Origin of the sequence: Nitrospira sp. T9 (assembly GCF_052156535.1) — a bacterium.
Lineage (GTDB): Bacteria > Nitrospirota > Nitrospiria > Nitrospirales > UBA8639 > Nitrospira_E.
On sequence record NZ_JBQKUP010000028.1, the window covers coordinates 56375 to 78026 of the forward strand.

Below are 21652 nucleotides of genomic sequence, written 5' to 3' on the forward strand. Positions count from 1 at the left end.
TCGGACGCTCTTGTTCTGGACGGGCTTGTCCGAGCCCGGCGAGTTAGCCCGTCTTCCCTTCTTCGCGTCCGATCAAACTGATGAGACGGGTGGGGCGTCACTGGTTTTGCCCACTTTTGCCGAAACAAAAGTGGGTCGGCTGCCGGGACGAAACCCGGCAACACGGTATATCACCCCTACCCCAACTCAGCGCGAATAAGTAAGTGTTGAGAAACGAGGTTGTCCCCCTAGTCCGACGCCTGCCGGCTGGCCCACGGGAGGACGCTCTGATTCCCTGGCGGACCTTGTTTGAGCCAGGCGAGTTGGTCCGCCCTCCGAAAGTTGGCGTCCGTCCCCTCTCATGAGGCCAGACGGGGCGTCAATGGTTTTGCCCACTTTTGCCGAAACAAAAGTGGGTCGGCCGCCGGGACGAAACCCGGTAAACCTTCCAAAAACTGTAAGGCTGACGAACGAAGAGAAAAATAATTAAAAGACTCTACCTCCCCTAACCCCGCCTTACAAAGGCGGGGGATCTGCAAAAAAAAGAATTGCCCTCTTACGACCGTAGCTATGACCAAGGATTGGAGTCTTCGGTTTATCTAGCTTGGCCTACGATGCGGGGATATCCCCGCATCCACTCATTCGTCCCCGCAATCCCCGCAAATCAAGCAACGCCGTATCACTCCTAACCCACTGTTTCACAACAGCTTTTTCATTTCATCGTCATGGCAAGCCCCTTGCGATAGGACGGTTTCAACAATCGCAATCACACCCGGAAAGGAGGTGAACATTCTCATGTGCTAAAGGGCGGATTATCAAATGAGTTCGCAAAACAACAACAGGATCGGAAATGCCAACGACAACTAAACGATTACACAAGGAGACAGCCATGAACGTGAAAATTTCTCAGCCAACCACACCACAACATCACACGGAGCCCCCAACCCCTGAGACCGATGCCGGTCCATCGGATACCAAGGAGATTATCTACCTCGCCTCCGGGTTACTCATCCTGGTCTTGGGGATAGGCGGCCTCTTGATGTATTCCGAGGACACGCCCCTGCCTGCAACCGCTTCCCAGGGAATGGATAAAGCGCAAATGGCGAGTGCATTTACCTCTTCCGAACGCCAACCCGCTTCTGACGACCCCCTGGCATTGAGCCAGGCCCTGGCTGAAGAGCCAGTGACCAATACGATCATCCCTACCACCGGGCCGGGGGAGAACAAACCGATGGCAGAGACGGATGTCTATTTTGGGTTTAACGAGTCGACCTTATCCGATGAGGCAAAGGACAGACTTCAAACCCGAATGGAAAACAGGCCAGAGGGATGGAGCGGCACTCTCCGCATCGTGGGACATACCGATGCTCAGGGGCCGGATGCCTACAACCGTGCCCTGGGGCTCAAGCGAGCCCAGTCCGTCAAAACCTTTTTGCTGTCTCTTGGCGTGGCTGAGGATGCCATCCAGGTGGACACGTTGGGGAAAGACGGATCGATCTGTCAGGAAGAAACGCCGGAATGTTTTGAACAAAACCGGCGGGCACATGTGGCCTTGCTTCCGACTTTCACACCAGAAGGAGAAAACCTCCAACTGTCGATGACTCCCGCCGACACGGAAAGCCCGGCCGGTGAAGAACTCGTTCTGACCACTGACGAATCACCCATCGTCTCTTCAGACACTGAAGTCTCCTTCCAGGAGGACGTTCAAGAGGAATCGGTCTCTTCCGATCCACTCCTCACTGTCGAATCCCTTCCCTAAGACTCTCACCCCGGGTTGGCTCACCCTGCTGTGGGTCGGCCCGGGCCCGCCCTGACGGACAGTTTTGGCCCTCACCTTTCATGACGATAAAGGAGCCGGTATGAATTACTGGAAGCAAATTCTCCTGCCACTTGCATTTTGGCTCACCGGCAGTGTGGTGGATTGCCTGGGCCTTCCTCCCGTGTCCGCTCAACCACCGGAAGCTGACGTCACGGCCCCCTCTCAACAGGCCGGACCGGACATACCACATGGCTTGTCGATCCGCCCCATGTCAGGAGGACCCATTCTCCCCGCCCCCACCGTCTCCACCCATGTCACCACGACCATCAGCGGGCTGATCGTCCGCACCACCGTCTCACAAACCTTTCATAATACCAGCTCCGAATGGGCCGAGGGCATCTATGTCTTTCCGTTACCCGACCAGGCGGCCGTCGATCACCTGCGCATGCGGATCGGCGAGCGGGTGATTGAAGGGATCATTCAAGAACGGGCCGAAGCCAAGAACACATTTGAACAGGCCAAGCGCAAGGGACAGCGTGCCAGTCTCCTGGAGCAGGAACGATCCAATGTGTTTACCGCGTCCGTCGCGAATCTTGCGCCGGGTGAACCCATCATCGTGGACATTGAATATCAGGATACGGTCCGATACGACCAGGGCCGGTTTTCTCTCCGATTTCCGATGGTGGTCGGGCCACGCTATAGTCCCGGCACTCCCCTGTCGATGGTCGAAGCGCCATCACAGACGACCGGCGTGGGATGGGCCGTCAATACCGATCAGGTTCCCGATGCATCACGGATCACGCCGCCGGTGCAACATCCCGGCGAAGGCCCCATCAATCCCCTCACCTTGCAGATCGATCTGGCACCCGGCTTTCTTCTTGATCGCGTGGAGTCGCCGACTCATCCCATTCAGGTTGACACCCATTCCAACGGACGCACGCACATCACGCTGGCCGACACTTCCACCTTTGCCGATCGCGACTTCGAATTGGCCTGGACGCCGCAAGCTTCGAATGAAACCCAAACTCAACTGTTTCTGGGGGAACACGACGGCGACACCTACGGTCTGTTGTTGTTCCTGCCGCCACAACTCATCGAAACCGGGCCGGGTGATATACCGCGTGAAGTCATCTTCGTGATCGACACGTCAGGATCCATGGCCGGCGCATCCCTCGTGCAAGCCAAAGCCGCACTGAAACTGGCCGTGTCGCGGCTGACTCCCACGGACCGATTCAACATCATTCAGTTCAATTCCATCACGAAACAATTGTTTTCGAAGGCGCGGGCCGTTGATCCCCGTTCGACTCACCTGGCGCTTGACTATATCGAGACCTTGCAGGCGGAAGGCGGCACGGAAATGCTTCCGGCTGTGATCCAGGCATTGTCACATCAGGAAGACCGGGGCTTTCTCAGGCAGGTCATTTTTATCACCGACGGACTGATCGGCAATGAGAAAGCTTTACTGGGAACACTCAATCGGCTGCTCGGGCGGAGCCGCTTGTTTACCGTGGGCATCGGCTCGGCACCCAACGGACATTTCATGCGAAAGGCCGCCCAACATGGCCGCGGCACTTATACTTTCATCGGCACCGCTAAGGAGGTGCAGGACAAAATGAACCGGCTTTTTGTGAAATTGGAACAGCCGGCCTTTCTGAATCTTGCGGTAAATTTTCCGGCCGGAGAAACCCTGGATCTTCTCCCCACTCCGCTGCCTGATGTCTACGCGGGCGAACCGCTCATGATGACGTTTCGAACTGCGACTCCCCCTGAACAACTCGCAGTGTCCGGTCATCACGGCACCCTGCCCTGGAACCGGGTGGTCCCGTTTTCGTCCGGACTTTCCCGCCAAGGCATTGCCGTGCATTGGGCCAGACAAAAAATTTCTCAACTCATGGATTCTCACACGACCTCGACTCAAACAGGCGAGCAGACGGAACTCCGGCAGGCCGTCCTCGACCTGGCCCTCCGCCATCATTTGGTGAGCAAGTACACCAGTCTGGTGGCCGTGGAAACCGTTCCCGCCCGGCCTGAACACCAACCGCTTCATTCCCATGCCATGAAAACCAATCTTCCCCACGGCATGAAGCACGAGGCGATCTTCGGCTGGCCACAAACCGCTACACCGAGCACCTTGTATCTTCTGTTAGGTACGTTGATGCTCTGGATGGCCTGGCTTTTGTCACGGCAACAGGTCGGACGCGAATGAGACGACGGTTCTGTTGGTTGTCGGCAGGGACCTTATTGCTCCTGGGAGGCTGGCTGATCGGACAGGGTGTGTGGATTTACGTGAAGGCCACAGCCGCGCAGTGGCTGCTTCACAGCGCGTGGGACCGGACACTCGAGACCCAGCAACCGGCCAAACCCTGGCCATGGGCCGACACCTGGCCAGTCGGACGACTGCTCGTTCCAGAACATGGCATCGACCAGATCATTCTGGCCGATGCCAGCGGACGATCACTAGCTTTTGGACCGGGACAGGTGAGGCATGGTGCTTTTCCTGACGGCACTCAGTCACTGATCCTGAGCGGCCACCGGGACACACATTTTTCTTTTTTGCGGAAGGTGCAACCGGGTGAGTTCATGATTGTGCACACCGTTCAGGGAAATCGGCTCGCGTATAGAGTGGAAGATACCGCGGTGGTGGACAGTCAAACCGATCCACTGTTCAATCATCAATCCGATGACAGCCTGGTGCTCATCACCTGTTATCCCTTCGATGCGATTCTGCCGGGAGGACCACTGCGATTTGTGGTAAAGGCCGCTCAAATGACTTCAGAAGCCATGTTGGCGCTAGAGATAGAAATAGCCCCATGACAGGGTATTACGCAAGGTCTTCTCCTGTTTGTACGGACACAAGCGGGCGTCCGAGTCTTCCTAGAACCGGCGGTTTGAACGACCACTGCACGCCAACACAGGTCGGTTACAGTTGTGCGGTGTCCGCCTGCTGATCGGCCAGAGCCGCCCCTGAACACATGGCGGATCGCGAGCTGCGGTCGATCGGTTTCCAGTCAGGCGGGGGCTGCCCACTACACCTGGAGCGATTCACTTGGCAAACAATTGCCCCATGTCCTTGAATGCCTTGAACTCTATGGCGTTGCCGGAGGGGTCGAGCAGGAACATCGTGGCCTGTTCGCCAACCTGTCCTTTGAATCGGACGTAGGGCTCAATCACGAATTTGGTGCCACGCGATTTCAGACGCTCGGCCGGTGCTTCCCATTGCGGCCATTCAAGCACAATCCCGAAATGTGGAATCGGCACGTCACGGCCATCGACAGGGTTCGTGTGCGCATGATCCTGGGAGGCCGTCTTGGGGTGCTCGTGGATCACCAACTGATGGCCATAGAAATTGAAATCAACCCACTGCGGACTTGAGCGCCCCTCTTCCAGGCCAAACACTTCACTATAGAAGCGTCGGGCTGTAGGGAGGTCGTGTACGGGGATTGCAAGGTGGAAAGGGGAGAGACTCATCAGAGACTCCAATTGGTTTTAGTGGTTAACGAATGGGGACGACGCTATAGTCGGTTTACTAATGAATAAGCCTTTACCTTCATCCACACCCGCTCCCTTAAAAGGGGAGGGAAATTTAAAGTGTCATAGTGGAAAGTTGAAAATTCTAGCAGACCAGGGATCAGAAACGCGTCACGCCTGACGTACGGAGGGTTGGTACGTTACCCTATGGCCCCGCCGAGAACGGGGGCCGGAATCAACGGAATTGGCGTAATCGGAATAGTCGGCTGTGACTTGAGGTAGGCATGGTGTTCATGTATGACCGCTCCCGGAGGCAGATGCTCCCCACAAGGGTCCCAGTTTTCCCCGGATGTTCCTGGCGTAAAATTCAGGCAGCTCCGCAGTTTCCCCTTCCATGAATTTTCTGACCGGGACATTGGTGTCCAACAATTTACGGATTTTGGTGTGGTATTTGATCCGGCCGAATCCTTCACTGGACACCGACCTCACGAAATTAAACCACTTGGAATCCAGCCCCGATTCAACGTCAGTTTCCTGCAATAATTCCTGGTGTAACTCTTCGCGGCCGGTATCACACCTAAAATGCACCTGATGGCCGAGCTCTTCACACCAGACTCCCACCACCTGAGGCAAAATGCTGGCCAGATTTTAGTTCATGACCCTGGCGTAGAGAAAATCCGTGGGCTCTTTGGTCACCAAATGGATGATCGTCACCCGAAGTGGGCGCATACGCATCTCCCAACGGAAAAAATCATTAAATACGAATATGAAGACGGGATTGAGTAAAGGGGAAGGAAAGTTTCCACAACTTGGGGAAAGGTCCACCACAGCGAGGGGTAATTCCTTTTTCATTAAGCCGCGGCTTCAAGGTCACCAGAACATCGGACACGATCGTCTCCAGGTCCATGTCTTGGAGACCGAAATCACTTTTACCTATCCTGGAGTACTTCAATACGGTGTTCTGTTGATCAGGCCCTCCGTACGAGATGACAAATACATAATGCCCTGGCATTTTTGACGCCCCTCCTCACCGTGCACGCTGCCATAGTCCTCTACCAGAAACCGGAATAGTTGGTATCCTCCGCCAGGGTTCCTACCAGGTTTTCTCTCGATATACCTACGATACAGTAAATAATATTGCAGTAAGCTGATGGAGAGTAGTTACAAGAAACAACAGGACATTCGGGAGGCGGGGAAAAACGACAACCTTCTGCACCCAATTTGAATAGCAGCGGTTTTCCACTCATTTTTTGAGAGGATGATGTCATGTCAAAACATATTTTTGTTGTCGGCCTCGATGAGTTCAACCTGGCCCTGCTCACACCGATTGGCCAAAAAAAGTCACTAACCTTTCATCCTCTCTCACGGGCTCATGAGGTGAAAAGGCGCGAGAGTTATCACCCGGAAAAATTGTTGCAGGAAGCTGAGCGCATTCTTGACTCGTTTCCGGGGACCGTTGATGCGATTGTAGGATATTGGGATTTCCCCACCACTTGTCTCGTCCCCCTGTTGAATCAAAAGCGGGGCATGCCGGGTCCTTCGATGACAAGCGTATTGAAATGTGAACATAAGTATTGGAGCCGATTGGAGCAACGCCAGGTGCTTACTGATATTCCGGAATTTTGCGCGTTCAATCCTCTTGAGCCCGATGCCCAATCGCCGGTGACTCTGGCCTATCCCTTCTGGATTAAGCCCGTTAAAGCGTTTGCCTCGCAGTTAGGATATCGCATTCATGATGACCGGGAATTTCAGGAAAAGGTGGAGAGCATTCGCCAGGGGATTCACAAATTTGCCAAACCGTTTAATTTTTTTCTTAATCACATCACGCTTCCACCATCAGTGGCGGGTGTTGGAGGCGAATACTGTATCGCCGAATCCCTGGTGTCAGGACGGCAATGTACCTTGGAGGGCTATGTCTACCAAAACCAGGTCGAGGTGTATGGGGTGATTGATTCTATCAGAGAGAGCAACCGATCCACGTTTAGCAGATATCAATATCCGTCGCATTTGCCGCAAGAGGTGCAAACACGAATGAAGGCTTCGGCGCAGACGATCATGCTTCATCTCGGCTATGACCAGGCACCCTTTAATATGGAATTTTTTTACGACGAATCGAACGACCGCCTGTGGGTATTGGAAATCAATCCCCGCATTTCCCAATCGCATTGCGAAATTTTTCGTAAAGTGGACGGAGCCTCCCATTTCGAAGTCATGATCGATCTGGCTCTTGGCAAGAAGCCCGGATTTCCACACCGGCAAGGAGAGTTCGGCTGTGCGGCAAAAATTTTTCTCCGCAAACATGAAGATGCCGTTGTGAAGCGAGTGCCGAATGATGAGCAGATCACGCGATTGAATGAACAATTTCCAGACGCTCTCGTGAATATTCATGTCAAAGAAGGCATGCGACTCTCCGAATTGACTAATCAGGAAAGTTACAGTTTTGAATTGGGGTATATCTTTTTGGGAGCCAAAAATGAACAGGATCTGCTGGAGAAGTACCATCAATGCCTGGACTATTTACCATTCGAATATTCTTCTTAGCCCGATAGCCCTATTCCCGAAAGGAAACCCTATTCGCATCTTTTAATGGCAGGAACTTTCAAAACCGTCCATTCGTTCCCGTATCCCGTTCGTGAGATGGATCATGTCTGATCCCTATGTCGGACGGCATCCGCTTGGCCGCCAGAATCTGGCTGCCGGAGCAGAGCGAAGCCAATCCGGTTCCCGGAATTTTAGAATACCTACCCTATCGTAAACGCGATGGCACCGCTCATCGGGATTCCGTCACGCACCCCTATCTAACCGGCCATGGCTATGCCTGTGTCCGCGTGGATTTACGGGGAAGCGGCGACTCCGAAGGCATTTTGACTGACGAATATATCCATCAGGAACAGCAGGATGGATTGGAAGTTTTGCAATGGATTGCTAATCAACCGTGATCCCTCACAACCATCCCTTCCGCTTAAAATACCAATATGGAGCGATTCCGGAGAACACCATTGCGCACACGGCCAAAGGGTATCCCCACCACCAATGCAGTTCCGGCATCACATCGAAATTCATCCCATAGATGCTGGCAATTAAGGTCGGAGGCAGAAAGACCACGGCGGCGATGGAAAAGGTCTTGATAATCTGGTTTTGTTCGATATTAATCAACCCCATGGCCGCATTCATTAAGAAATTGACCTTTTCAAACAGAAACGTGTTGTGGGGGAGCAGAGAATCGATATCGCGCAAGATTTCGCGAATCCAATCGCGTACCGTTTCGTCTCCCCGCCCTCGCCGCAGGAGGAAGGCTAAAGCGCGTTGCGTATCCATCAAACACAGCCGTACCTTTCCACTGACATCTTCCTGTCTGGTCAGCGAATCGATCGCCCCCTGCAGATTTCTGCCCTCTTTCGCCAGTACCGTTTGACTGATGGTTTCCAATGCCAAATGTGTGGCTTCCAACTGGTCGGCCAGATGTTCAATTTTCAGTTCAAACAAAGCCAGAAGAACCGACAATGGATCCCGGATCAGATCCGATTCATGTCGGGCTCTTCGCCGCATCAGACGAAACAACGGGATGGGATGATCGTGTAAGGTAATGATGCAATTGTCTTTCAGCGTAAAGGCGACCGCCCTCGTGGTGGCGCCATGATCCTCTTCCTGAAAAAAGAATGAATAGATATGGAGGCTATCCTCTCCCTCATTGACACGGGCACTGGCTTCAATTTCACGCACCTCTTTGCTCGTGGGCAGAGATTGATCGTACAAAGTCTCAATTATTTGCCGTTCGTCGTCCGTCGGAGCGGTGAGATCGATCCATATGGGTACGTGAAGAGTATTGGAAAGCTCCGGGACGGGCAAAGCCTGGAACTTTCCATCATGTAAGGCATAGGCATTGATCAATGGTCGATCCTCTCTTGTTCGCGAGATCGAAAAGAGTATCCCTTCATTGGGATTCTTCGTTCGATCCCCGGTTCGGTACTACCAGGCCCCTGCAAAACTTATTGCCGCAGAGCCCCCCTCATCAAATGCACGCCAGGATTGGGAAGAGAAAAAACAATGCGCCGTTTTTACATCAACGGGATTCGATGAAGCAAGCGATGCACCCGTGAGCGACAGTCTTGTGTTACGCGGCTACAATGAGGCGATCCTTTCCCGCTGAAAAAGAGCCAAGGGGACGGGAGAACAGCGAGCATTTTTCTATTCCGGTAAGAATCAGGAATAGATCAGAGGAGGAGGATGGTTTAAATCCTGCTGACGGAAGCCGGTCTTCTTATGGGTCTGTTGAAAAAAGCCGCCAGCGGCGTTCTCGCCATTTTTCCGTGCTCACGTATTACACATACGCTCCGCGCGTAAAAATGGCTGTGGCCTTTCCTTCGAGGGGCCTCAGGACAGGACTGGACGGACCCTTCGGGAAGACTCAGGGCATGCTTTTTGGAACCGACCCGATTCCCCTAAGGGGCCGTATGGCTGTGCGACGTTTTGCCATCGGAGATCAGAATTATTCAACACTCCGTTTATGGAACGATGAAGTGGACTCAGGGCCTTAATGCACCAATCCCGGGAGTGGTCCCACCTCAACAAGCGCAGGAGTGGGCTCCTGGTAGGAGTGCAGATACGCATGATGATCATGCATCGTGGCCCCTTCCGGAAGCAGGTCGTATAATGGACCGAGTTTTCCACGAATTTTTCTCGCGTAAAACTTGGGCAATTCCAAAGTTTCCCCTTCCAGAAAGTTTCGGACCGACATATTCGTATCCAGTAATCTCCGGATCTTCGTGTGGTATTTGATCCGGCCGAACCCTTCACTCGACACCGACCGGATGAAATTAAACCATGTGGGAATCCAGCCACGATTCAGCATCATCCGCTTGCCAATCATCGGCCAGGAAAAGGCATGCCGGGACAGATCCACGACGTGATCATAAAATTCCGGCCAGGCATAATGCTTGGGACGCACATTCATCGCGTGGTTGTTATCAAGAAAATGAAAAGGGAAGGGCAGCACCCGTCCATCCCGTTGCAATTCCCGATTAAAGGGAGCTGCCTGGCCAAATGCCGTGAGCAGGGAAAAGGCGGGAAAAGCTCCGGGAGCCAAATCTAAAAATTGTTTGGTGAGGTCAAAGGGTTCAGATCCCTGGTCGGAATCCAGGCCCAACACGAAATTCACCTGAACATAAGGGATATAGCGGAGTATCAGATTGATATGATCGGCCACCTGCTTCACTTTTCCTTGTCCTCTGTGGCGACCGGTCCGTGATTTATCGCCCATGTCATACCACGACTCAATCCCCGGCAAAATGGCCTTGAATCCATTCTGCTTTAATCGTTTCAGGTGGGGTTCGGCCAGGAGCGACAGGGTACTTTCTGCAATGAAGTCAATACTATCGGGTGGAATCGCCGTTTCAATGGCATTCATATATTCCTGAAACCGCACCCCGAAATTCGGGTCGTGCCATGCCACAATCGGTCGCTTCAACTTTGTCCGCAGAAATTTGAGATCCTCGCTGATCTGGTCAAACGACAAGGGCTGATAGTCCACATTGGCGTCCACACAAAACCCGCAGGTATAGGGGCACCCCATGCTGCCGATCATCGGCACGACTTTAAATGACGTGGGCGCCTTGGCGATGGTCGGTTCGATGAATTTCCAGCGCTCCTTCGCTCCAGGCAATGCGGTCGGCTGCCGGGCTGCTGCGAGCTGCACTCCCAGAGGACGATGCTGCGCACAATCCGCCAGAATATCCTGAATGAGATTCTTGTCCGTAAACCCCACCACATAATCGAAGTACTTGGCCGCATCCTGCGGATAGCTCCGAGCATGAGGCCCGCCCAATACCGTCACGGCCCCTCGGGCTCGAAACATGCTACTGATGGCATAGGCGGTCAGCGCGGACCGGGTAAAGGCCCCGATAAACACAATATCCGTCTCATCCAGCAATTCCCGGTGAAGATCTTCACGACCGGTATAGCAGACAAAGCGAACCTGATGGCCTAATTCCTCACACCACACCCCAACGACCTGCGGCATAATGCTCGCCAGGTTTTGATTCATGACCCGGGCATAGAGAGAATTGGTCGGTCCCTTCGTAACAAGATCCAATATCGTCACCCGACGTGGTCGCATATAAAACCTCCATAAACTCAAGCGCTAAGGCAGGAACGGTTCCAGAATGGGGAAATAGGGTTTTTCAGCAGCCTATGCTGCCCGTGAAGTTTGAAATCGAATCCCGTTGATCGTTCGGAATTGGGGGGATGCACTTCTTATTGGAACGAGAATTCATTCTGATCGTCATTCCGAACGTTCTGCCCCATTTCGCCTTTGATAAGCTCCGACCTTGTCCCAACGTAGAAAAATTGGAGAGGTAAAAGATCTGAACGGTTAATAGTCATTCAATTATACAGGAACGAATCTTACCGAAGCTGTTTTAAATTATTACGAATTGGTAAGGTTGGGGGTTTTTTGTACGGCTGAGAATTGGGCAGGGGAAATTCCAATGTTACCCGTAATCCTGGTTGGTTGTCGGAAAGACTGATACGGATTCCATGAAGATCGGCAATCGCGGACACTAAACTAAGGCCGAGTCCGCTCCCGGTTGTCGTTCGACTGGCTTCCAGCCGGTAAAAGCGTTGGAAAATTTTTTCTCGTTCGGATTCCGGAACGCCAGGTCCTGTATCGGTGATGACGGCCGTCATCCCGGACATTCGTTGAGAAAGGATGAGAGAGATTCTAGCACCTGACGGGGAATGACGAATGGCATTTTCTATGAGGTTGACGAGCATTTGGGTGATGAGTCTGCTATCGCCATGGAACTGCAGATCTGGTTGGATAGTGGCAAAGAGAATTTGATGACGCTCCTCGGCAATCGGGGCGTAGGTTTCTTCAAGGATTTCAAAGATTTCACTGAGTGAGATCTCATGAAATTTCTGCCGGTAGGCACCAGAGCCCAACTGTGCGATTCCCAAGAGGGCACTGAACGTTTCCAGAATTTCATCATTTTGTTTGAGGGCCTGATCAATAGCCTGCTCATAATCCTCCAGAGAGGTTGCGCGGTTACGCGCTCCTTCCAGTTTCTGTCGCATACGCGACAACGGCGTCCTCAAATCATGAGCCATATCTATTGAAACCTGCCGCAATCCTCCCATCAATTTTTCAATTTGTGCCAGCATCAGATTAATTTGGCGACTTAGCCGATCAAATTCGTCATTGGTCCCCTTGAGAGAAATACGACGGTCAATGTGCCCCTTGATGATGTCCCCCACAGTGAGATTGATTTCTTCCACACGTCGCAACGTAATGGCGCTCACAATCGCTCCGCAGGCGAGCCCCACTATGAGAATAGCGGCTAACAACCATCCAAACGCTTGCCGTAAAAATTCTTTCGCCGCTTCAAGATCTTTTAAATCCTGCCCGACGGTCAATTGGGTGCCATCCGGCAACAACACCGCCTGCGCGCGAAGTTTATGTGATGCATCATCAATCGGGATGTCTTTCGGCGGCAGTTCCTGAAACCATTTTTGGACAGGAGCCCCTGAAGGCAAATTCTGAACAATTGATCTCCCGGCGCTATCCCGCAACAGAAGGTAAGTCCCCGGTTCCACCAGATCGGGATTCGCCGAATTGAGAGATCCGGCCTGATACTCCTTGACGAGCATCTGAATCTGCCAGGTGATTTCTCCGTCAACACGCTCAAGTAGGTACCGGACGGCTATCCAATATGACACGACAAAGGTGGTGATCACAAAAACCGCAAACAGACACGCGGTGAAAAGGGTTAATCGGAAACTGGCAGTACGTAGAAGCTTACGCATCGGCACTCATACGATAGCCCGTGCCACGGACCGTATGGATCAGTTGCTGTGCAACGCCTTTATTGATCTTCATCCTCAGACGGCTGATATGCGTGTCGACCACGCTGGTACGGGGATCAAAATAGAAATCCCATACATGCTCAAGCAGCATGGTGCGGGTCACCACCTGACCGACATTTCGCATGAGATATTCGAGCAGGCGGAATTCGCGAGGCTGAAGCTCAATACACACCTCTCCCCGTTTTACGATTCGTGTGAGTAAATCCATTTCCAGATCCCCGACGCGCAACCGTGTCTCAATCCTTGACATGGGCGGACGACGACGCAGAGCCTCAACTCGAGCCTTTAATTCCGAAAAGGCGAAGGGTTTAGTGAGATAATCATCACCACCACATTGGAGTCCTTCGACTCGATGATCAATCTCACCCAAGGCACTGAGAAAGAGTACGGGTGTTTTCACATTTGTGGTTCGCAGTCCCTTGACCAGACTGATCCCGTCAAGACTGGGTAGCATCCGGTCTACAATCAAGACTTCATACACCTCATTTATGGCCTTCTTAAACCCCTCCTTCCCATCCGTGGCGATATCGACGACGTACCCTTCCTCGACTAGACCACTGGCAATATAGGACGCCGTTTCTTGATCATCTTCCAGCACGAGGATCTTCATTACCGTACGTAAGCCTTTATACTTGGGTTGGGGATAACTTCAGCATAACACGGGAAAGGACCCTGTCTCAGCTAAAATCTCCTGGTCCAACACCCGGAGCGAACGAGGAAATCTCCTCCACCATGTCATTAAACCATTTTGCGTTTATCGGTTTTACCCGACGTAAGTCCATCATCTTGAAACTCTAAACTCTACTTAATTCGCCCGGGTACATCGCCTTCGTTTAAATCAGAGGCCATCTAGGTTCCGGTGGTTCTCACCTTAAAGAATCTCCTTAGCTGGATGAAAGGGTAAAAAATCGCCGTCAAATGTTGAAGGGGCTTTTTTAAATTTAAGGAAAGTCAAGGAATGCCAGTTGCATTAAGACCGATCTTCCTGTACGGTTTTCCAAGAATCGACCGTCTCGCAGGATCCAAGCCATTCTCCGGCTGTTCTGGCCGGTGCCGTAGCCCAAACCTCCTCAGACCGGCCTCGATACGCAACCTCAGCATCGAACAATGTCGTTCGTGCTTCGTCTGGTTGTGTCCAACAAAGGAACCGACTGTCATGCTGAATCAAAAACGCCGAAAAGACCTTCGCAATGTCGCCATCATCGCTCACGTCGATCATGGCAAAACAACGTTAGTGGATGCCCTGCTCAGGCAAACCGGCGCGCATGTCTTCAAAGAAGGCGAAGCCGTCATTATGGATTCGAATCCATTGGAAAAAGAGCGTGGCATTACCATTTTTTCGAAAAATGCTTCCCTCCTCTATAAAGATACCCGCATCAATCTCGTCGATACGCCTGGCCATGCCGACTTTGGGAGTGAAGTCGAGCGAATTCTACGCATGGTGGACGGCGTGCTCCTGCTCGTGGATGCCTTTGATGGCCCGATGCCCCAAACCAAGTTCGTCCTGAAAAAATCGTTGGAACTGCATTTGAAACCCATCGTGGTGATTAACAAGATCGATCGCCCCAGCGCCCGTCCCGAAGAAATCGTGAATCAAACCTTTGATTTGTTTTGCGAACTCAACGCAACCGACGAACAGTTAGATTTCCCCATTGTGTATGCATCCGGAAAAGAAGGAAATTCCACGCTGGACATGAGTGATCCCGCCGTTGATATGAAACCCTTATTAGACACGATCATTCATCGGGTCCTGCCGCCCGTGGCTGACCCGGAACAACCGTTTCAAATGCTCGTGACCATGTTGGAATATGACTCCTATATCGGTCGTGTGGCAGTGGGACGGATTGTCCATGGGATGATTGAAGTCGGCAATCAGATCGTCGCCATTAAACGGGATGGCACCATTTCCCGCGGCAAGGTCACCAAACTGTTGGCCTATCAAGGGCTCACCCGGATCGAAACCGATTCCGCTCAAGCCGGAGATATTATTTCCCTGGCCGGCCATCAGGACGTTCGGGTGGGAGAAACCTTGGCTTCTCCTATAAATCCGACAGCCTTACCGACCGTCAACGTTGATGAACCCACGATTTCCATGAACTTCTCTCATAACACCAGCCCTTTGGCTGGAAAAGACGGGGGGCGCTTTCTCACATCACGACACATTCGTGAACGCCTGGCTCACGAAGCCATGATGAATGTGGGCATTAAGGTGGAGGAGGCCGACGGTGGTGAGCGATTTACGGTTTCAGGACGCGGCGAACTCCATTTGTCCATTTTAATCGAAACTATGCGTCGGGAAGGGTTTGAATTAGAAGTATCCCCGCCCAAAGTCATTTACAAAGAGATGGACGGCGAAATCCTGGAACCCGTCGAACTCGTGGTCATTGAGGTGGATCCCGGTTATCAGGGTGCGGTCATCGAAGCCCTGGGTGGCCGAAAAGCCGAAATGAAGGACCTGCGGATCAGTGCAGTCGGCACCGTCCGCATGGAATTCCACATTGCGTCGCGTGCCCTTTTGGGATTTCGCAGTGAATTATTGAGGATGACCAGAGGCAGCGGTGTCATGTCACAAATTTTCCATGAATACCAACCCTTTAAAGGAGAGATTCCTCATCGTTCGGCTGGAGTCCTCATTTCTCATGGTCCTGGGCAAGCCGTGGCCTATGGCCTCTGGGGACTTCAAGATCGTGGAGAAATTTTCCTCCATCCCGGCGACGATATTTATGAGGGCATGCTGGTTGGGGTCAACAACAAAGGCAATGACCTGGTGGTGAATGCCATTCGCGAGAAAAAACTCACAAATATTCGAGCCTCTGGAACCGATGAAGCCATTCACCTCATTCCGCCACGGGAAATGACCCTGGAATTCGCCTTGGAATTTATCGAAGATGATGAACTGGTCGAAGTGACTCCAAAAAATGTGCGCCTGCGAAAGCGCTACCTCACCGATAACGAGCGCCGCTCCGCTCGCAACCTGTCCAAGAAGGCTCAATGACTTTTGCCTCCTCCCAATTTTTGATCTGATTTTTGGGCCTTGCCATCACTCAACCGTGGCGGCGGGGCCCATGGCCATTTTCTCCGAATCAACCCGCATGACTTGTGGACCAAATAACTGTTCGCCTGGCTCGAATACCCTTTGACCAGAATTTATCCAGGACGCCTTTTTCCCAGGCCTTTCCCAACAATCATTCAAGAAATTGCTCCCGAAAGGCTGGAGAAAAGTCCTGTTTGCCCCCTCTCATTTTCAAATTGACCGGCTCAAGAGTCTAACAGGCAACTCTCTGCCCCACTCGCCATAAGATTTTAACCCCTTAGGCGTTTTCCCTTCTTCAGCACTTTCCTCTTTCATCATTTTTACGTATAATTCACGCCTACCGTCCAGACGGGAAAAAGCCTTGCCGGCAAGGCCTATCACCCGATAGCAGTCCATACCATTGTGGAGCAGGCATGAACAACAATTTCTTCAAAGGACATGGCCTGGGCAATGACTATATTGCTCTCGACCCGGCCAAAATGTCTTTTAAATTAACACCACGGACCATCCGGGCTCTCTGTGATCGGCATTGGGGAGTGGGAAGTGACGGCATTCTGGCGCTCGGGCCTTCAAAAAAAGCCGACTTTGGACTGCGCATATACAACCCGGACGGGAGTGAAGCCGAGAAATCCGGTAATGGACTGCGGATTTTCGGCTGCTATCTGTACCACACCAAACATACGAGGAAAAAACACTTTACCGTAGAAACCAAGGGCGGATTGGTTGAGATCCATTTGGAACTTAACGGCCATGGATACGTGAATGGGGCCACAGTCGATATGGGACGAGCCTCGTTTCAACCCATTTCTCTCCCCTGCACCTTACGGGTGCCTGAATTAATTCAACAGCCGGTTAAAGCCGCAGGCCAGTCTCTCCGGTTTACCGGGGTCAGTGTCGGAAACCCGCATTGCGTGGTGTATAAGAAACAGGAAGAACAATGGACCCGCCAGGACCTTCTTGAAATCGGTCCGGAACTGGAAAATCATATCATTTTTCCCAAACGAACCAATGTCCAACTGGCCGTTCCAACCGGGCCTCGGACCATTTCTATTTTGATCTGGGAACGGGGTGCGGGAGAAACACAGGCCTCAGGCTCCTCCGCCTGTGCGGCGGCTTGTGCGGGAGTACGGTTAGGGTTAGTTAAAAGTCCCGTGTGTGTAAAGGCGCCTGGAGGAACATTGGATATTACCGTTGATCCTCAGTACAACATCACGATGAAAGGGCCCGTTACCGAGGTCGCCAGAGGGGAAATCAGTCAAGCCTTCATAGACGCCCTGCGTTGAAATAGATATCTATTCCCCCACTCCTCCTCTCGCTTTAGGATTTGCTTCTTCACCCTGCTGGGGTTACCTCCCGAACCCTCACAGAAAGGCCAAGACATTCCGTATGTGCTGCTACGATAACTCTCCCTTCCTCTAGGACATCGAGGTCCCTGAATTTCAATCTCGAATCATCCTTAACAATTCTTTTTCCGACTTTTTCTGCATTGTCTCCGAGGCGGGGTCAGCGGGCCTAGGCGTGAGACTATCCACCCTCGGACCATCTCCCTGACCTTTCGTCCCGTGACCATTCAGGCAATAGCCATGGTCCGATACTCAGTTTTGCCCTGCTCTGCCTTGTCTGTGGGATAATCCTCCAACATCATTTCTCCCGACAACCTGCTACAGACCTTTGCGAAACAACCTCGAAAATGAGCATTCACCTACTCTCCGGTTTAGGCCCGTTTATTCTGGTAACTTCGGAAACTCAAACGGAATCGGTTCGCCGGTCAATGCTTTCAGAAAGGCAACAAGATCGGCTTTCTCTTTCGGCGCCAATCCCAGTGGTTTCATCAACGGACTCAACTGAGGATTGGCATTCCCACCTTTATCAAAAAAGTCGATCACCTCCTCTAATGTTTTAAAAGCGCCATCATGCATATACGGTGCAGATTCCGTAATGCTTCGAAGGGTTGGAGTTTTGAATGCTCCTTTATCGCGTTCTCGAAGGGTCACATAATACCGCCCCAAATCTTCTTCCATCGGTCCCACTTGCGGCACGCCGAGGTTGTGGAACCGATTATCTGTAAAATTGGAACCGTTGTGACAGAGAATGCACCGGCCTTTTCCTTTAAAGAGGGCCATCCCCCGTTGGGCCTCTTCTCCCATCGCTTGTTGATCACCTAAGACAAACTTATCGAAGGCCGAATTGGTGGAGATGATGGTCCGTTCATAGGCAGCGATCGCTTCGGCAATTCCCTGCAAACTCACTCCGGTTCCGAATACTTTCTGGAACTCTTCCTTATAGCCGTTTATCTTGGCAATTTTGGGAACGACACTTTCATGGGTCTCGGCCATTTCAACGGGATTATGAATAGGACCAATCGCTTGTTCTTCCAAAGAGCCGGCTCGACCATCCCAAAATTGAAATGTATTGAAAGCCGTGTTGTACACGGTCGGTGATTGCCGGCCTCCACGCTTTCCACCCACCCCCGTCGAGGTTTGGTTGGGATCGGCAAAACCCGCCACTGGGTTATGACAAAATGCACAAGAGATCGCGTTGTTCTTGGATAACCGCCCATCAAAATACAGCTGTTTACCCAGAGACAGTTTGGCGGCATAATTCAAATTGGTGGCGGGCACAGGAACCGCCGTCGGCAGTGGACCAATATCGGGAACTGTATGACCATCAACCGTAATCATTCCCACTCCGGAATCAGGGCTCGTTTCACTCCCTATTCCAGTGGAAGGGAGACCCAGTCCTACCAGGATTGTGCAAAGTACTATGGTCCGTTTCATTTTAATTGCTGGCTTCATTCCGTCTTCCCCTCCTGATCAGTTTGATGCCGTTTCCGATGTACATAACCCCTTATTCAATACTTCAGTGTACCCTAACTCTCAATAAAATTGAAAAGCAATCGCTATATACATACTGGAGAGGGATGCTCCGATCGTCTCCCTTCAGGTATGTTCCCTGTTCAACAATGAGGCCTTCCTGAGAACCTCTGATTCGCCATTCCACTTCCAATTAATTTTTCATGAAGACCCACACGTATCCCATTGATGCTATAATTCCCCAGCTACAACAGACGCTCAGGCAACACCCAATCGTCCTTCTCACCGCACAGCCGGGCGCCGGAAAAACGACACAGATCCCGCTGGCCCTTCTCAAAGAGCCGTGGTTGATCCCAAAAACTATCATCATGCTGGAGCCCCGCCGGTTGGCCGCGCGCGCCGCCGCGCGCCGCATGTCCGATCTTCTGGGGGAAACCGTTGGCACCACCGTTGGATATCGAACACGGTTGGATACCAAAATCAGCCCGAACACAAAACTGGAAGTGGTAACCGAAGGCATTCTCACCAGAATCCTGCAGCACGATCCCTCTTTACAACACTATGGCCTGATCATCTTCGATGAATTCCATGAACGCAGCCTGCAAGCCGATCTGGGCTTGGCCTTATGTCTGGAATCGCAGAAGGTATTTCGAGAGGATCTCCGGCTGTTGATCATGTCAGCCACACTAGACAGTGCGGCCATCTCGCAACAATTGAGACAGGCTCCAGTGATCAGCTGCGAAGGCAAGATGTTTCCCGTCGAAACCCGCTACATCGGAAAGCCGGAGGGGAAAAGTTTCGCCATGCAGGTGGCCCATACCATTCATCGTCTGCTGAAGACCGAACAGGGCAACCTCCTGGTGTTTCTTCCGGGTGCGGGAGAAATCCGTCAGGTGGAACGGCTCCTGGCAGACCTGCCTCTTGACCCACAGACGCGCATCGCTCCGCTCTATGGGGATTTATCCGCTCAGGCCCAGGACCAGGCTATTCTTCCACCGCCTGCCGGATGGCGCAAAGTGGTCCTATCCACAAATATTGCCGAATCCAGTCTCACCATCGAAGGCATTCGTCTCGTCATCGATACAGGGCTCATGCGCGTACCACGTTTTGATGCACGCAGCGGTATGAGCCGGCTGGCCACCCTCACGGTCTCCCAACAATCGGCAGAACAACGTCGCGGGCGAGCGGGACGCCTGGAACCCGGCCTGTGTATACGGTTCTGGTCTGAGGCCGCGCAGCGTACCTTCACTCCCCGAACCACACCGGAAATTCTTGATGCCGACCTCACCTCGCTCGTGTTGGAGTTGTCTCAATGGGGAAATCACGATCCACAGGAATTACTCTGGCTTGACCCTCCTCCTTCCGGAGCCATCGCTCGGGCACGACAGCTCCTTCACTCCCTTGGCGCATGTGATACTCATGGGCACATCACCGATCATGGCCGGGCGATGGCCGATCTCCCCATGCATCCGCGACTCGCCCATATGGTCCTGAAGGGAAAGGCGCTGGGAGTGGGAGCCTTAGCATGCGATCTCGCCGCAGTCTTAAGCGAACAAAACTTGTTCAAAGGATCATTCGCACGAGAGCATGCCGATCTTCGCACCCGATTTGATATTCTCTATGATGGCGCCCCTGGGCAGAGAAGCACCGGGGCTCTGGATATGGCAACCATCCAACGCATTCGCCAGGCCTCACAGTCATGGCAACGGACAATGCACATCGCCACTCCTCACCATGTCCCCAAACAACAGATTGATCAGTTGGGTGTACTCCTGGCGCTGGCCTACCCCGACCGGATTGCGCAACGACAATCAGATGAGGACAGACGATACCGCCTGGCCAACGGGCGAAGCGCAAGATTTCATCACCCGGATCCATTGGAACATGAAGAATGGCTCGTGATTGCAGATCTTAACGGTGCCCCGGCAACGGCACTTATCTATATGGCTGCCCCGATTTCAGTTGAAGATCTGCTCTCCCACTGCGGGGATCTCATACAGTCAACGGATTCTGTGATGTGGGATGCCTCGACGCAAGCGGTCAGATCCATCCGGCAACGACGACTCGGAGAACTCATTCTTGAGGAAGGCCGACTTCCCGATCCTGATCCTGATTTGGTGTTAACCGCCCTTCTCGACGGCCTTCGAAACACGGGCCTCTCCTGTTTGCCCTGGAACCCCACACTCAGAAACTGGCAGGCGCGCGTCCAATTTCTGCGTCGCGCCACGGAACCGGGATCCGCTTGGCCCGATGTCTCGGACGACACACTCCTTCAGACATTGAACCAGTGGCTTGGGCCTTTTCTCATCAATCTCTCCAGCCTCAATCAGCTGAAACGGATCGATCTTGCCTGGCCGCTTCAGGCGCTCCTTTCTCCTGAACAACGGCGCACGCTCGACACTCTGGCGCCCTCTCATCTCACGGTGCCCACAGGATCGCACATTCCCTTGGATTATCTGTCAGGAGAGATTCCCATTCTGGCTGTCCGTCTTCAGGAATTATTCGGACAATGCGACACGCCCCGCCTGGTCAATGGGAGAGTCCCTGTCCTCATTCATCTGCTCTCTCCGGCCAGACGCCCCGTTCAGGTCACCCAGGACCTCACAAGTTTTTGGAAAACCGGTTACACGGAAGTGAAAAAAGAATTGAAGGGCCGCTACCCCAAACACTTCTGGCCCGATGACCCTCTTCAGGCCCCGCCCACTCGCGGCATCAAAAGGCGATAATTCATCGAAGGAG

General features: G+C 52.6%; 14 protein-coding genes and 1 pseudogene. 9 read left to right on the top strand and 6 right to left on the bottom strand.

The window, feature by feature from the left end; all coding sequences use genetic code 11:
• Positions 1-868: 868 nt before the first annotated feature.
• The 3 genes from ACTRXD_RS04605 to ACTRXD_RS04615 all read left to right on the top strand — a co-directional run bounded on the left by ACTRXD_RS04605 (position 869) and on the right by ACTRXD_RS04615 (position 4552).
• The gene (locus ACTRXD_RS04605) at positions 869-1738 is read left to right on the top strand and encodes an OmpA family protein (RefSeq protein WP_442430668.1); all 870 of its coding nucleotides are present in this window, start codon (positions 869-871) and stop codon (positions 1736-1738) included.
• A gap of 100 nt (positions 1739-1838) precedes the next feature.
• Positions 1839-3944: a marine proteobacterial sortase target protein gene (locus ACTRXD_RS04610; RefSeq protein WP_442430669.1), complete on the top strand. Its 2106-nt coding sequence runs from the start codon at positions 1839-1841 to the stop codon at positions 3942-3944.
• The gene (locus tag ACTRXD_RS04615) at positions 3941-4552 is read left to right on the top strand and encodes a class GN sortase (RefSeq protein ID WP_442430670.1); all 612 of its coding nucleotides are present in this window, start codon (positions 3941-3943) and stop codon (positions 4550-4552) included. The genes ACTRXD_RS04610 and ACTRXD_RS04615 overlap by 4 nt, the downstream gene beginning before the upstream one ends.
• 228 nt (positions 4553-4780) lie before the next feature.
• On the opposite strand, the gene ACTRXD_RS04620 is transcribed toward ACTRXD_RS04615, so the two are convergent.
• Positions 4781-5206 (bottom strand): VOC family protein, encoded by a 426-nt coding sequence (locus ACTRXD_RS04620; RefSeq protein WP_442430671.1) that lies wholly within the window; start codon positions 5204-5206, stop codon positions 4781-4783.
• Between the two features lie 1266 nt (positions 5207-6472).
• Here ACTRXD_RS04620 and ACTRXD_RS04625 point away from each other — a divergent pair.
• Together ACTRXD_RS04625 and ACTRXD_RS04630 are read left to right on the top strand one after the other, a co-directional pair.
• Positions 6473-7747, top strand: a complete 1275-nt coding sequence (locus ACTRXD_RS04625; RefSeq protein WP_442430672.1) for an ATP-grasp domain-containing protein — start codon at positions 6473-6475, stop codon at positions 7745-7747.
• A 45-nt stretch (positions 7748-7792) separates the two neighbouring features.
• Positions 7793-8142: pseudogene (locus tag ACTRXD_RS04630) on the top strand (CocE/NonD family hydrolase); the annotation flags it as partial.
• Positions 8143-8149: 7 nt separating this feature from the next.
• Here ACTRXD_RS04630 and corA read toward each other — a convergent pair.
• Complete coding sequence (gene corA, locus ACTRXD_RS04635) at positions 8150-9097, bottom strand: magnesium/cobalt transporter CorA (RefSeq protein WP_442430673.1); 948 nt, start codon at positions 9095-9097, stop codon at positions 8150-8152.
• Between corA and ACTRXD_RS04640 the strand changes: the two genes are divergently transcribed.
• Entirely contained in the window at positions 9090-9356 is a 267-nt protein-coding gene (locus ACTRXD_RS04640; RefSeq protein WP_442430674.1) for a hypothetical protein, read from the top strand. The two genes, corA and ACTRXD_RS04640, sit on opposite strands and share 8 nt — an antisense overlap.
• Before the next feature lie 384 nt (positions 9357-9740).
• Here ACTRXD_RS04640 and ACTRXD_RS04645 read toward each other — a convergent pair whose 3' ends face one another.
• From ACTRXD_RS04645 to ACTRXD_RS04655, 3 genes are all read right to left on the bottom strand, one after another.
• Positions 9741-11321: a B12-binding domain-containing radical SAM protein gene (locus ACTRXD_RS04645; protein ID WP_442430675.1), complete on the bottom strand. Its 1581-nt coding sequence runs from the start codon at positions 11319-11321 to the stop codon at positions 9741-9743.
• A gap of 287 nt (positions 11322-11608) precedes the next feature.
• A complete protein-coding gene (locus ACTRXD_RS04650) occupies positions 11609-13006 on the bottom strand; it encodes an ATP-binding protein (RefSeq protein ID WP_442430676.1) in 1398 nt (465 codons plus the stop codon).
• Positions 12999-13676, bottom strand: a complete 678-nt coding sequence (locus ACTRXD_RS04655) for a winged helix-turn-helix domain-containing protein (protein ID WP_442430677.1) — start codon at positions 13674-13676, stop codon at positions 12999-13001. The genes ACTRXD_RS04650 and ACTRXD_RS04655 overlap by 8 nt, the downstream gene beginning before the upstream one ends.
• A gap of 546 nt (positions 13677-14222) precedes the next feature.
• On the opposite strand from ACTRXD_RS04655, the gene typA reads away from it, so the two are divergent.
• Together typA and dapF are read left to right on the top strand one after the other, a co-directional pair.
• Positions 14223-16061 carry a translational GTPase TypA gene (gene typA / locus ACTRXD_RS04660; protein WP_442430678.1) on the top strand — a complete coding sequence of 613 codons (1839 nt, stop codon included), beginning with the start codon at positions 14223-14225 and terminating at the stop codon, positions 16059-16061.
• Between the two features lie 452 nt (positions 16062-16513).
• Positions 16514-17383 (top strand): diaminopimelate epimerase, encoded by an 870-nt coding sequence (gene dapF, locus ACTRXD_RS04665; RefSeq protein ID WP_442430679.1) that lies wholly within the window; start codon positions 16514-16516, stop codon positions 17381-17383.
• A 441-nt stretch (positions 17384-17824) separates the two neighbouring features.
• On the opposite strand, the gene ACTRXD_RS04670 is transcribed toward dapF, so the two are convergent.
• Positions 17825-18895 (bottom strand): cytochrome-c peroxidase, encoded by a 1071-nt coding sequence (locus ACTRXD_RS04670; RefSeq protein ID WP_442430680.1) that lies wholly within the window; start codon positions 18893-18895, stop codon positions 17825-17827.
• Positions 18896-19116: 221 nt separating this feature from the next.
• On the opposite strand from ACTRXD_RS04670, the gene hrpB reads away from it, so the two are divergent.
• Complete coding sequence (gene hrpB, locus ACTRXD_RS04675; RefSeq protein WP_442430681.1) at positions 19117-21639, top strand: ATP-dependent helicase HrpB; 2523 nt, start codon at positions 19117-19119, stop codon at positions 21637-21639.
• The last annotated feature ends 13 nt before the right edge of the window (positions 21640-21652 follow it).